A 12,455-nucleotide genomic window follows, 5' to 3' on the forward strand; every position below is an offset into this window, starting at 1 on the left:
GTGCTTGCTGGCCGATCAATGCCCGCTCAGCACGAGCGTCTGGATCGGCAGCAGCAGGGCCTGAATCCGCAACAACATGGCGTGCACAAGCCCGGTCGCATCAACGACATGCAAACCGAAGCTCTTGAACGAGCCGAGCTTTCCCGACGAGATCAGTTCGTGATTGCTGGTATAGGCGTTGGCGATACAACTGCTGCCGGGCGTCACGCCCTCCAGCCCGCCCTTGTAGATCGGCTCCATGAAAACCAGGATGGTGCCGGGACGCACGACCTGCTGCGCGTCGATCAATTGTTCGCCGCCCCTGAACTGCCCCGCTGCGATGTAGTCCTGCACGTTGGTCACGACCATCGGAATGATCGTCCACGGCTTGGAGATGCAAGTGGCCTCGGCCACCATTCCAACCTTCATGACTTGAGCCTCGATCTGCCCAAACCCTGCCATGAGCGCGCGCCGTCCCGCTCCTTCCGGGATCAGAACACCGGCTGACCGGATCATCGGATTGACGATATCGCCCGGCCGCAGGCCGAACTGCTCGACCCGCCCGTCGACACCGGCCCGAATGAACGTCTTGTCCAGATCGACCTGCGCTTCAGCCAGCGCCGCCTCGGCGCTGGCCTTCTCCGCCGGCAGCAGAGCGCTCAGTCGCGTCATGGCGGATTGCCTGGAAGCAGTCGCGGCGTCGAGAGTGCCCTGGCGCCCCGCGGCAACCACTTCGAGCTTTTCGATGTCGCGTTGCGGAACGATGCCGGGGTTGCGCTTCTGCAATTCGCGTTTGGTGTCGAGTTCGTCCGTCGCCTGCTGCAACAAGCCCTTTGCCTCCTGAAGCTGCCCATCCGCCTTCATGATATCGGCTTGCGCCGCCAGCATCGCGGCATCGACTTCGGCGATTTTGCGCTTGGCTGTCAGCAGCGAGGCTTCCTGCTTGGCGCTGTCGAGCCGGAAAAGCACATCACCTTTTTTGACGGACGCGCTGACATCGACATGAACCTCGGCGACCCGGCCGCTAACTTCCGGGACGATCGGAACGGTCCGATAGAACAACGTCGCCGACGAGGTCGACGGATGAAAATAGAAGATCATCGTGATCAGCGACACCGTCAGCATCAGGCAGGCGATGATGCCAAATCGCAGTTCAAACCAGACCGAATAGAGCGTGATTTCGTGCCCGATGCGCTTACCCTGCCGATAGCGGCGGTAGAGGTAGTCCGGAAATATGGTGAGGAGCGAACAGAGGAGCAGCTCAAGCATGGCCGTGCACCTCGCTCTTGGCGCTGCCCTTGGCATCGGCGGCTGCAGAAGTGTGCACTGCAGCGGCTTCATGTGGCGGCTCGGTCGAGGCTTGCTCCGGCGCAACACCAGCCATCTTCTCCACCGATCCGGCAATCTTGCGCAGCGGCGTGCTGAAGTCCGGCAGATCGATCATGGCGAGGAACAGGCCGATCACCCAGAACAGGTGGTTGTGCGTGAATAGCGCCAGCAGCCCCAGCACGGCCACGATCTCGAACTGCAGCTTCTGCGATTTGTGCGCCATCCGCTCCGGCAGAGTGTGCAGATGCAGATAGAAGTTGCCGACCGCGAGAACGGCGCCGATCAGAAAGATGCCGACGACAAGCATCAGGACATCCGTGTCGCCAGGTGCAGTGATGAAGGACGGCAGGTGATGGGGAGCAGCGGGATGCAGCGGTTCACTCACGCGTCACTCCCTGAAATTGTATTGGGAGCTCACCGCTCCGCGTTCATTGTTTCACAATGCGGGAACTTGGCAAGCACAAAGCCGGTGTCGGCCAAGGGCAGGCTTGCTTGCCAATTCTAATAGGCGCTCAGCAGATCGACCTTCGCATTCGCGAGCACCAGCCGCCGCGCCAGGATGGCGGCGAGGTTGCGCATGATCTTCAGCGAGGTCTCCGGGTGGAGGCGACGGTAGTCGGCGAAGCTGTCGAGCGGCAGTTCGAGGCAGGTGACGGGCGCATCGGCGAAGACGTCGGCGCTGCGGCTTTTCTCGAGCATGGCCATCTCGCCGAACGCCATGCCGGGTCCGAGCGAAGCCAGCCGCACGCCACTTCGCAATTTAACACTGACCATGCCGCTCTGGAGGAAGAACAGCGAATTGGCGGGCGCGCCAGCCGCGATGATGCGCTGGCCGGCCGCGTAGTGCCGCATGGTCGAGAGCTTGACGATGGCGGCGATCTCGTCGGCCTCGAGCTCGGCCAGCAAGGCCTGCTCGCCGAGATGCGCGCTCTCCTTCACGTCGGTGAAGCCGCCGAAGCGGTAGATCACCTGGTCCTCGGCCCACTCGATGGCGTCGTCGAGCAGCGCAAAGCGACGCAATCGGCGCGGCTCCGCGGTGCGCGCCGAGATCGCCGACCACACGGCGGACGTCTCCTCGAAGCCGGACAGAATTGTGGTGATATCGCCATTGCGGAGAGCGGTCAGAGTCTCCCCGAGCAACTCGGCGCCGGCCGCGGTGATGTCGGGGACGCGGCGGAAATCGATGATCAGCAGCGGCGCATTCGGCGGCTCGCTGGCGAGCCTTCGCGTGATGTAATCGATGGTGCCGAAACTGAGCGCGCCGACCAGTTCGAGGATGCGGACGTCGCTGTGGCGATCATCGAGGATCTGCTGCTCGTGCGGCGGGCGGCTGCGGCGCGAGGAGATGCCGTAGGCGTCGTAATCCGCCATGATGCAGGTGCGGACGTCGGCATTGCGGTTGAGCATGTGCAGGTCGAACCGCGCTGACAGCGCCTCGCAGACCTTCAGGCCGCGCACGCTGTTGAAGTGATTGTCGAGCAGCGGCGAGAAGGTGCCGAGCCCCAATTGCGACGGCAGCGCCGCGACGATGCCGCCGCCGACGCCGCTCTTGGCGGGGATGCCGACGCGATAGGTCCATTCGCCGGCATAGTCGTACATGCCAGAGCTCGTCATCACCGACAACGTGCGGGCGACGATGTGCGGCGTGATCACCTGCGCACCCGTCACCGGATTGATGCCGCGATTGGCGAGCGTAGCCGCCATCACCGCCAGGTCGCGCGCAGTCACCAGGATCGCGCATTGCCGGAAATACACATCAAGCACCGCATCGACGTCATCCGGCAGCACCGCGTAATTGCGCAATAGCCAGGCGATGGCGCGGTTGCGGTTGCCGGTCGCGGTTTCCGAGGCATGCACGGCCTCGTCGACGCCGAGCTCGCGCCCGGCGAACTGGCTGAGCTTGGAGCGCACGCGCTCGAAGGCGCCCTTTTCGTCCACCTCGTAGATCAGGCCCGAGCAGGCGATGGCGCCGGCATTGACCATGGGGTTGAAGGGACGGTTGTCGTTGGTGAGCCGGATCGAATTGAAGGCCTCGCCGCTCGGCTCGACCCCGATGGTGGCGGCGACGCGCTCCTCGCCGACCATCTCCAACGCCAGCGCGAAGACGAAGGCCTTCGAAACCGACTGGATCGTGAACGGCACCGCGCTGTCACCGACTTCGTAGATGTGGCCGTCAATGGTGACGAGCGCGATCCCGAAATGGTCGGGATTGGCGCGCTTCAGCTCCGGAATGTAATCGGCAAGTTCGCCCGAACCGTCGAGCCTGAATTCCGCGTGGCAATCGGTTAGGAAGCGCCGTAGCGGTGGCCTGGTAGGATATCCGGTTGGTCGGGTCGCGCCGGCTGCGCTGGGCGAACGGCTGGGCTGGGCGTCCACGGTCTCTCACCTCGATTTGCTCAAAATCGAAGCAATCCTCGTGCCATGCATGCGGGAAGCGGCCGTGACACTCAAACACGATGAGCGGTAGCTTGATACTTCCTTCAAGCCCGCGCGTCGGATGGTGCACGCGGCTTGAGCAACCGGGCGCAGACGACACCGAGGACCACCATGATCGCGGCGCTCGCGAACAGTGTCGGTATCTTGCCGCCATGCTGGAGTCCGAAGCCATAGGCAAGCGGCCCGACGGTCTGTCCCATGAAGAAGAAGAACGAATGCAGCGACAGCGCGGTGGCGCGCGCCTCGACCGAGAGCTCGCTGGCAAAGACCTGGAGGCAGCCATGGGCGATGTAGAAGCCCCAGCCCATCACGACGAGGTTCAGCGCCTGCACTTCCCAACGCGGACCGAAGGCCACAGTGACGAGCTGCGAGGCCACCAGCGTCATGCCCGCGATCATCATTCCCTTCATGCCCAGCCACGGCAGCAGGCGTGACACGGTCATCGTGTAGAACAAGCCGCCGACCGCAAAGCCTGCGATCACGATGCCGGCAATCGAGAGCGAGGTCTGCCCGAGCTCGAACAGGAACGAGGCGATGTAGGGAAACAGGCCGAGCACACAGCAGCCTTCGACGAACACCGCCGAATAGCAGACATAGGCGTTCGGATTCGTGAAGATGGTGCGATAGCCGGCCTTCAACGCCGACAGGCTCGTCTTCGGCGGATGCTTGACCTTCGCACCATGAAAGCCGGCCCCCACCGCGATCGATGCGACGATCACCAGCACGCCGAGCACCGCCAGCACGCCGCGCCAGCCGAGGAAATCGCCGATCAGGCCGGAGGCCGAGGCGCCGAGCAGGTTTCCGGTCATCGCGCCCGCGAGCGTCCGGCTGATCGCGACCTGCCGCTTCTCCGGCCCGACGAGATCACTGGTCAGGCTCAGCGCGACCGGAAACACGCCGCCAGAGCCGATGCCGGCGAGGATGCGACTGGCGAACAGCAGCGAGAACGAGGTCGAGAGCGCACCGAGAATATTGGCAAGACCGAGCAGCGCGAGGCAGCCGATCATCAGCCGGGTCTTGCCGAACAGGTCGGCGGCAGCGCCAACCAGCGGCTGGATGATGGAGAAGGTGAAGGCAAACACAGCGGCAAAGCCGGCGGCAGTCGCGATGCTGACGCCAAAATCCTCGGCGACATGCGGCAGCACCGGATCGAGCGCCCGCGCCGACAGCGCCGCAGCGAAGCTCGCGCCGGAGATGACGTAGAGCGCGGCCGGCAAACTGTGCTCGTGCGGCCGCGCCTCGCCTTGCTGCATCAATGCGCGCCCGCCTGAGACGAATGCTTGGCCAGCGCGTCGAACGCCATCAGCGTGCGGATCAAGCCTTCGAATTCGCGGAGCGGCACCATGTTGGGACCGTCGGAAGGTGCACGGTCGGGATCCGGATGGGTCTCGATGAAGACGCCGGCAACGCCGACCGCAACGGCCGCGCGCGCCAGCACCGGCACGAATTCGCGCTCGCCGCCCGAGGACGTCCCCTTCCCGCCCGGCTGCTGCACCGAATGGGTAACATCGAAGATCACGGGCGCGCCGGTGGTGCGCGCCAGGATCGGCAGCGCGCGCATGTCCGAGACCAGCGTGTTGTAGCCGAAGGAGGCGCCGCGCTCGGTGACGAGCACGTTCGGATTGTTGGCGCTGGTGATCTTGGCGACGACGTTCGCCATGTCCCACGGCGCCAGGAACTGGCCCTTCTTGACGTTGACGACCTTGCCGGTCGCGGCCGCCGCCAGCAGCAGATCGGTCTGCCGGCACAGGAAGGCCGGGATCTGCAACACGTCCACCGCCTGCGCCACCTCGGCGCACTGCGCGGCGTCGTGCACGTCGGTCAGCACCGGCAGGCCGAGCGACGAACGGATCTCCGCGAAGATCGGCAGCGACTGCGCAAGCCCGAGCCCGCGCGCGGCCGACGCGCTGGTGCGGTTGGCCTTGTCGAACGAGGTCTTGTAGACGAGGCCGACCTTCAGCCGCGCCGCGATCTCCTTCAGCGCAGAGGCCACCTCCAGCGCATGCTGGCGGCTTTCGAGCTGGCACGGCCCGGCAATGATCGAGATCGGCAGATCATTGCCGAATTTGACCGAACCAATGGTGACGACCGGCGCCGCTGAATTCCAAGAGCTCAAAGCCAATTTCCCTCGTTTCGCCGCGACCATAGCGGCCGAACGGGTCGGATCAACCCCATTCGGCCCGGCCATTCGAATATCATGGTTGCGCCAAAGCTCGCAGCAAGCCTGCCCCGAGCGCGCTACTTCACCGACGAGAAAGCGGTCGGCGTCAGGAGCTGGCTGACGATGTTGCCGACGATCTGGCCGTCGGCTTCAGACTTGGCCCGCGCATCCATCCAGTCCGGATCGGTCATGAACGCGCCCCATTTCTTCTCGCGCTCGGCAAGTGACTCCCAGGCCAGGAAATAGGTCAGCTCCTGGTTGGATTCGCCGATCAGCGTGGTGAAGAACCCGGCCTGGCGGATGCCGTGCTTCTCCCACAGCTTCAGTGTGGCCGTCTCGAACCGCTTCAGCAGCGCCGGCAAACGGCCCGGCACGCAGCGATACTGGCGCATTTCGTAGATCATTCTTGTTCCTCCCAGACGACGTCCGGGGGTTATAACGGCTGGCCGTGACGGTGTCTTGGGCCCTGCCCGACGCAGACCGTGGCGTCTGGCGCATGGCTCCCGGCGAATGGCCGCCGGCCCGTCTAAGGCCATCACGTCGCGCCTGGTTCCCGTAATGCTGCCGCAATGATACTGCCGCTAGAACGACTCGGTCGAGGCTCAGGTACCGATCATGCGGATTTTGCTCGTCGAGGATGAGGCCGAAATGGCCGGAGCGCTAACGTCTGCGCTCAAGCGCTATGACATGATCGTCGATCACGTGCCCACGCTGGCCGAGGCGGAAGAGGCCATTTCCGCCGACGTCCACGCTGCCGTCCTGCTCGATCGCCAACTGCCCGATGGCGACGGTCTCGCCCTGATTCCGAAACTGAGGGCGCGCGCCGACGGCGTGCCGATCATCATGCTGACGGCACGCGGCGAACTCGCCGACCGCGTCGCCGGGCTCGACCGCGGCGCGGACGATTATCTGGCAAAACCATTCGCGGTGGAGGAATTGCTAGCCCGCCTGCGCGCGGTGTTGCGCCGGCCCGCCGGGCTGCAGCCCGACATCATGCGCGCCGGCCGCCTCGCCTTCGACTTCAGCCATCGCGAGGCCAGCGTCGAGGGGGTTCCGCTCGAACTGCCGCGGCGCGAGCTCCTCGTGCTGGAAGCCCTGGTCCGCCGCATGGGCCGCACCGTGCTGCGATCGGCGCTGGAAGAAGCGGTCTACAATTTCGACGACGAGATTCAATCGAACGCGCTCGATACGCATGTATCGCGGCTGCGCCGCAAGCTTGCCGAAGCCGACGCGCGCGTGGAGATCCACGGCATCCGCGGCGTCGGCTATCTCCTGAAGAAACTGCCGTGAGCAGGCACGCCGACCCATATTACCTGCGCTCCCGGCTGAGCTGGCGCCTGCTTTCGCTCCAGGCCGCGCTGCTCGTCGCTTTGGTCGTCGTCATCATCGGCGCGCTGTGTGCGTCAGGCTTCGTGCTGGTCCAACGGGACGAAGATCGCGTTGTCGAAATCGTGCAACGCGCGCTCGCGCGCGACGCACAGGGCGGACTGACGCTGCGGCCGACGGCCGAGCTGAAACAATTGCGTGAGGAGACGCCCGACCTCTGGTTGCTGGTCCGCGACAGGCAGGGGCATTCGCTGAGCGAAGGCTCCGTGCCGGCCGAATTCGCCGGAATCGGCGGCGCCCTCGACCAGATCAGTCAGGCCCGCCTCGGCTGGCAGCTCTTCGAGGACGATCCACGCAAGCCGCCGGCGCGGTTGAAGCGCATCGAAACCGACGCCGGCAACGTCCAGGTCATCACCGCGACACAGGGAAAGCTCACCGGCGCCAAGGCGGTGTTCACGACCTCGCTCGTGTTGCTCGGCATCGCGCTCCCCGGCTTGCTCTTGATGGGGACCGCCACGTTGATCGCAACGCCGATGATCATGCGGCGCGCCTTCAGAGGCCTGGATACGACGGCGGACCAGGCGCGGCGGATCGACATCCATCAGCGCGGCGCACGATTGTCGGTGGAGCAGATTCCGCTTGAGGTCGTGCCGCTCGTGGCCGCGGTCAACGACGCGCTGGCGCGCCTCGATCAGGGTTACGCCCGCCACAAGCGCTTCGTCGCCGACGCCGCGCACGAGCTGCGCACGCCGATCGCGATCCTGAATACGCGGCTGGAGTCGCTTCCATCGGGACCGGACAAGACCCGCCTGATCGAGGACGCCGCGCGGCTGGCAACGCTTGCCGAGCAATTGCTGGACATCCAGCGGCTGGACCGCTGCGGGCATCCATTCGCGCCTGTCGACTTGGTCTGCGTCGCGCAAGCCGCCGCTGCCGACCTTGCCCCGCTGGCGATCGCCGCCGGCTACGAACTGGCCCTCGATGCGCCGGCGACGCCGATCGAGGCGGTCGGCGATGCCGCGGCGCTGGAGCGCGCGCTGACCAACCTCGTGCAGAACGCGATCCAGCACGGCCCTCGCCGCGGCACCATCGGCATTCGCGTCAGCAAGCCCGCGACCATCGAAGTCACCGACGAAGGCGCCGGCATTCCGGCCGATCAGCGCGAACAGATCTTCGAGCCGTTCTATCGGCTCACGCCGCTCGATCGTGGCGCCGGGCTCGGCCTCAACATGGTGCGCGAGATCGCGCTCCTGCATGGCGGCCACGTCTCCGTGCTGGACACAGCGAGCGGTGGCTCCTGTTTCCGGGTCACACTGCCGCCGATCCGGCAGAGCTGATTCAATCAACATGCGCAATGCTGTCGCAATGCACTCCCGCGACATTGCGAGCTGCCTCGCCTTCCGATTTGCGAGGCGCAATCGAAATGCCGGAGTGCGCATGCGCAACGATTTCTTCTCATTCTTCCTGTCCTGGATGTCGGCCCCACGTCGGGTCGGCGCGATCGCGCCGTCGGGCGCCGCGCTCGCCGATCTCATAACCCGCGAGATCACCGCAACGACCGGTCCGGTCCTGGAGCTCGGCCCCGGCACCGGCGCATTCACCTACAAGCTCATCAAATGGGGCGTGCGCCAGCAGGACCTCACGCTGGTCGAATACGGCTCGGACTTCATGAAGCTGCTGCAAGTGCGCTTTCCCGGCGCGCGCGTCTTGTGGATGGACGCGGGACGGCTCACCACAGAACGCCTCTATGACGGCGCGCCCGTCGGCGCCGTCGTCAGCGGCCTGCCATTGCTCAACATGTCGACGCGCAAGGTCGTCTCGATCATCGGCGGCGCGTTCCGTTACGTCCGCCCGGGCGGCGCGTTCTATCAGTTCACCTACGGCATGAGCTGCCCGGTGCCGCGGCCGGTGCTCGACCGGCTGGGCCTGCGCGCAAAGCTGGTGGATCGCGCCTTGCTGAACGTGCCGCCGGCCGCCGTCTACAAGCTGACGCGACGGCCGCAGATGAAGATCGTCACGGGATCGCTGGCGCCTCAGGCTTCAACGCCAGTCACGCCGGAGTCAATGCATCCCGAGCGTGGCTACATCGCCGCGCCCTGAGGCATCACACCAGGCGGCTCTGCACCATCGCTGCCTGAATGAACGAGGCGAACAGCGGGTGCGGTTCGAATGGGCGCGACTTCAGCTCGGGGTGGAACTGCACGCCGATGAACCAGGGATGATCCTCGTACTCGACGATCTCAGGCAGCACGCCGTCGGGCGACAGGCCTGAGAATTTCAGGCCGTGCTGCTCGAGGCGGTCCTTGTAGGCGGTGTTGACCTCGTAGCGGTGGCGGTGGCGCTCGGAAATCTCCGTCGCGCCGCCATAGACCTGCGAGACGCGGCTGCCGCGATTGAGTGCTGCTGGATAAGCCCCTAACCGCATCGTGCCGCCGAGATCGCCCGCCTTGGAGCGCTTCTCGAGCTCGTTGCCGCGCAGCCATTCCGTCATCAGACCGACCAGGGGCTCCTTGGTCGGGCCGAACTCGGTCGAGTTGGCTTCCTCGATGCCGACGAGGTTTCGGGCAGCCTCGATCACCGCCATCTGCATGCCAAAGCAGATGCCGAAATACGGCACGTCGCGCTCGCGCGCGAACTGCGCCGCGCGGATCTTGCCTTCGGCACCGCGCTGGCCGAAGCCGCCGGGCACGAGGATGCCGTTGACATGTTCGAGGAACGGCGCAGGGTCTTCCTTCTCGAAAATCTCGCTCTCGATCCAGTCCAGATTGACCTTCACCTTGTTGGCGATGCCGCCATGCGAGAGCGCCTCGATCAGCGACTTATACGCATCCTTCATGCCGGTGTATTTGCCGACAATGGCGATGGTGACGTTGCCCTCGGGATTGCGGACGCGCTCGTTGATGCGTTGCCAGCTCTGAAGCGCCGGCGGAATCCGCGAGCCGATGCCGAAGGCGGCGAGCACTTCGTCGTCGAGGCCTGCGTTATGGTAGGCCTCGGGCACTGCGTAGATGTTGTCGACGTCGCGCGCCTCGATCACGGCGCTTTCGCGCACGTTGCAGAACAGCCCAAGCTTGCGCCGCTCCTCCTTCGGGATCTCGCGATCGGTGCGGCAGAGCAGGATGTCGGGCTGGATGCCGATCGAGCGCAGCTCCTTCACGGAATGCTGCGTCGGCTTGGTCTTGAGCTCGCCGGCGCTCGGAATGTACGGCAGCAGCGTGAGATGGATGTAGACCGCGTGATCGCGCGGCAGCTCGTTCTTGAGCTGGCGGATCGCCTCGAAGAACGGCAGGCCTTCGATGTCGCCGACGGTGCCGCCGATCTCGACCAAAACGAAATCGTAATCATCGTTGCCGGAGAGAACGAATTCTTTGATGGCGTTGGTGACGTGGGGAACCACCTGGATGGTCGCGCCGAGATAGTCGCCACGGCGCTCCTTGGAGATGATGTCCTGATAGATGCGCCCGGTGGTGATGTTGTCGGCCTTGGTCGCGGGCCGTCCCGTGAAGCGCTCGTAGTGACCGAGATCGAGATCGGTCTCCGCGCCGTCATCGGTCACGAACACTTCGCCGTGCTGGTACGGCGACATCGTCCCGGGATCGAGGTTGAGATAGGGATCGAGCTTGCGGAGGCGGACCTTGTAGCCCCGGGCCTGCAACAGAGCACCGAGTGCCGCCGAAGCCAGACCCTTGCCGAGCGAAGAAACCACGCCGCCGGTGATGAATATGTACCGCGCCATGGGACTTAACCTCTAATCCCTCGAACCCGATTCGCCAAAGCGATTCGTATTCCGCCCCAAAGAATCTGCGGGCCTGTGGGTGAGCCAAAACAAAGTGTGGTGACAGAGCCTTGATGGGGATTGTTGATGCAGGACGCTAGCCGCCGTCCTGCATGGCCCCCCTGCTTTATTGCGAACGCGGTACCTGCGGGCCGGCGGGCGCCTGGTTCTGCTGCTGCTCGTCGGCCTTCTTCAGCGAATCCAGGATGCCGCCCGAAGTCGGCGGCGCGACCGGCGCACCTCCGGCCGGCTGGGTCTGCGACGCCGGCTGGCCAATGATCGAGGAAGGTTTGCGGTCGTAGCCGGCATACCAGGACAGGAACAGGCTGGTAAGGAAGAAGCCGGCGGCCAGGACCGCCGTGGTCCGGGACAAAAGATTCGCGGTGCCGCGGCTCGACATGAAGCCCGCGCCTCCGCCCATGCCGAGGCCACCGCCCTCCGACTTTTGAAGTAGGACGGCACCGATCATGACGGCGACGATCATGAGGTGGATGACGATGACAACGGTCTGCATAGTATCCTTCCGTCACAAGCCGATAGCGCCGGTACCGGCAGCCGATCGCGCTTCGCGGGTTTTCCTGAAGTTGCGCGGTGTTACACGATCGGAAACGGCATTGCCACCCCCGATCAGCGGGACAGTATTTGGACCCATCCCGCTCCAGCGTCAGCTAGGGGCAGCCCCTGGCAATCGCAAGGAAATCGGCCGCCTTCAGGCTGGCGCCGCCGACCAGCGCACCGTTGACGTTTTTCACCGCCATCAGCTCGGCCGCGTTCGAGGGCTTGACCGAGCCGCCGTACAGGATGCGCATCCTGGCCCCGTCTGCCTTGAACCTGGCGGTCAAAAATTCCCGGATAAAGCCATGAATCTGCTCGACATCCTTGGCGGTGGGGGTCAGGCCGGTGCCGATCGCCCAAACCGGCTCATAGGCCACGACCAGGCTGGCGGCGGTCGAGCCGTCCGGCAGTGAGCCATCGAGTTGGCCGCGCAGGATGTCCAGGGTCTGACCGGCATCGCGCTGGGTCTGGGTCTCCCCGATGCAGACGATCGCGGTCACCCCCGCCCGCCAGGCCGCTTCGGCCTTCTCCTTCACGAGGGCATCGCCCTCACCATGGTCGGCGCGGCGTTCGGAATGGCCGACGATGATGGCGCTCGCGCCTGCGTCCGTCAGCATTTCAGCTGCGATATCGCCGGTGTGAGCCCCCGAAGCCTTGGGGTGGCAATCCTGAGCCCCGACCGCGACCGCCTTGCCGCGGGCCCTGTCGGCGAAGGCCGCGATCAGGGTTACCGGCGGGCAGACCAGCAGATCGGCTCTGCCGGCCACCTCTGCCGCACTGTTGAGCATGGCGTCGAATTCGGCAGTCGAGGCCTTCAGGCCATTCATTTTCCAGTTGCCGGCGATCAGAGGTCGGATGGCATCGGTCATGTCGAATTCCAGCGAAATTGGGTTT

Annotated in this window: 12 protein-coding genes; 3 read left to right on the forward strand and 9 right to left on the reverse strand. The window is 65.0% G+C overall.

From position 1 onward, the window contains the following. Nucleotides 1-15 precede the first annotated feature (15 nt). The 6 genes from IVA82_RS11955 to IVA82_RS11980 form a co-directional block, all read right to left on the reverse strand. Nucleotides 16-1,248, reverse strand: a complete 1,233-nt coding sequence (locus IVA82_RS11955; protein ID WP_247383790.1) for a biotin/lipoyl-binding protein — start codon at nucleotides 1,246-1,248, stop codon at nucleotides 16-18. Then, the gene (locus IVA82_RS11960) at nucleotides 1,241-1,693 is read right to left on the reverse strand and encodes a hypothetical protein (protein ID WP_247383791.1); all 453 of its coding nucleotides are present in this window, start codon (nucleotides 1,691-1,693) and stop codon (nucleotides 1,241-1,243) included. Before IVA82_RS11960 ends, IVA82_RS11955 begins: the two co-directional genes overlap by 8 nt. A gap of 116 nt (nucleotides 1,694-1,809) precedes the next feature. Beyond that, nucleotides 1,810-3,684 (reverse strand): glutaminase A, encoded by a 1,875-nt coding sequence (gene glsA / locus IVA82_RS11965; RefSeq protein WP_247383792.1) that lies wholly within the window; start codon nucleotides 3,682-3,684, stop codon nucleotides 1,810-1,812. Between the two features lie 104 nt (nucleotides 3,685-3,788). Further along, nucleotides 3,789-4,997: an MFS transporter gene (locus IVA82_RS11970; RefSeq protein ID WP_247383793.1), complete on the reverse strand. Its 1,209-nt coding sequence runs from the start codon at nucleotides 4,995-4,997 to the stop codon at nucleotides 3,789-3,791. Continuing rightward, entirely contained in the window at nucleotides 4,997-5,860 is an 864-nt protein-coding gene (kdsA, locus tag IVA82_RS11975; protein WP_247383794.1) for a 3-deoxy-8-phosphooctulonate synthase, read from the reverse strand. The genes IVA82_RS11970 and kdsA overlap by 1 nt, the downstream gene beginning before the upstream one ends. 122 nt (nucleotides 5,861-5,982) lie before the next feature. Then, the gene (locus tag IVA82_RS11980; protein WP_148740169.1) at nucleotides 5,983-6,309 is read right to left on the reverse strand and encodes an NIPSNAP family protein; all 327 of its coding nucleotides are present in this window, start codon (nucleotides 6,307-6,309) and stop codon (nucleotides 5,983-5,985) included. Between the two features lie 211 nt (nucleotides 6,310-6,520). On the opposite strand from IVA82_RS11980, the gene IVA82_RS11985 reads away from it, so the two are divergent. The 3 genes from IVA82_RS11985 (at nucleotide 6,521) to IVA82_RS11995 (ending at nucleotide 9,331) form a co-directional block, all read left to right on the forward strand. Continuing rightward, a complete protein-coding gene (locus tag IVA82_RS11985; protein WP_247383795.1) occupies nucleotides 6,521-7,195 on the forward strand; it encodes a response regulator transcription factor in 675 nt (224 codons plus the stop codon). Further along, nucleotides 7,192-8,568, forward strand: coding sequence for a HAMP domain-containing sensor histidine kinase (locus IVA82_RS11990; RefSeq protein WP_247383796.1), 1,377 nt, complete (start codon nucleotides 7,192-7,194; stop codon nucleotides 8,566-8,568). Before IVA82_RS11985 ends, IVA82_RS11990 begins: the two co-directional genes overlap by 4 nt. Nucleotides 8,569-8,668: 100 nt before the next feature. Next, complete coding sequence (locus tag IVA82_RS11995) at nucleotides 8,669-9,331, forward strand: rRNA adenine N-6-methyltransferase family protein (protein WP_247383797.1); 663 nt, start codon at nucleotides 8,669-8,671, stop codon at nucleotides 9,329-9,331. Nucleotides 9,332-9,335: 4 nt separating this feature from the next. On the opposite strand, the gene IVA82_RS12000 is transcribed toward IVA82_RS11995, so the two are convergent. The 3 genes from IVA82_RS12000 to tpiA form a co-directional block, all read right to left on the reverse strand. Beyond that, nucleotides 9,336-10,967 carry a CTP synthase gene (locus tag IVA82_RS12000; RefSeq protein ID WP_247383798.1) on the reverse strand — a complete coding sequence of 544 codons (1,632 nt, stop codon included), beginning with the start codon at nucleotides 10,965-10,967 and terminating at the stop codon, nucleotides 9,336-9,338. Between the two features lie 166 nt (nucleotides 10,968-11,133). Continuing rightward, nucleotides 11,134-11,520, reverse strand: a complete 387-nt coding sequence (secG, locus tag IVA82_RS12005; RefSeq protein ID WP_148740160.1) for a preprotein translocase subunit SecG — start codon at nucleotides 11,518-11,520, stop codon at nucleotides 11,134-11,136. Nucleotides 11,521-11,674: 154 nt separating this feature from the next. After that, entirely contained in the window at nucleotides 11,675-12,430 is a 756-nt protein-coding gene (tpiA, locus tag IVA82_RS12010) for a triose-phosphate isomerase (RefSeq protein ID WP_247383799.1), read from the reverse strand. Nucleotides 12,431-12,455: the final 25 nt, after the last annotated feature.

Source organism: Bradyrhizobium sp. 142 (assembly GCF_023074015.1).
GTDB lineage: Bacteria > Pseudomonadota > Alphaproteobacteria > Rhizobiales > Xanthobacteraceae > Bradyrhizobium.

Excerpts from the sequence above, each read along its gene's own strand:
- IVA82_RS11955 (WP_247383790.1), bottom strand. The coding sequence starts at position 1,248 with ATGCTTGAGCTGCTCCTCTGTTCGCTCCTCACCATATTTCCGGACTAC.
- IVA82_RS11970 (WP_247383793.1), bottom strand. The coding sequence starts at position 4,997 with ATGCAGCAAGGCGAGGCGCGGCCGCACGAGCACAGTTTGCCGGCCGCG.
- IVA82_RS11980 (WP_148740169.1), bottom strand. The coding sequence starts at position 6,309 with ATGATCTACGAAATGCGCCAGTATCGCTGCGTGCCGGGCCGTTTGCCG.
- IVA82_RS11985 (WP_247383795.1), top strand. The coding sequence starts at position 6,521 with ATGCGGATTTTGCTCGTCGAGGATGAGGCCGAAATGGCCGGAGCGCTA.
- IVA82_RS11995 (WP_247383797.1), top strand. The coding sequence starts at position 8,669 with ATGCGCAACGATTTCTTCTCATTCTTCCTGTCCTGGATGTCGGCCCCA.
- IVA82_RS12000 (WP_247383798.1), bottom strand. The coding sequence starts at position 10,967 with ATGGCGCGGTACATATTCATCACCGGCGGCGTGGTTTCTTCGCTCGGC.
- secG (WP_148740160.1), bottom strand. The coding sequence starts at position 11,520 with ATGCAGACCGTTGTCATCGTCATCCACCTCATGATCGTCGCCGTCATG.
- tpiA (WP_247383799.1), bottom strand. The coding sequence starts at position 12,430 with ATGACCGATGCCATCCGACCTCTGATCGCCGGCAACTGGAAAATGAAT.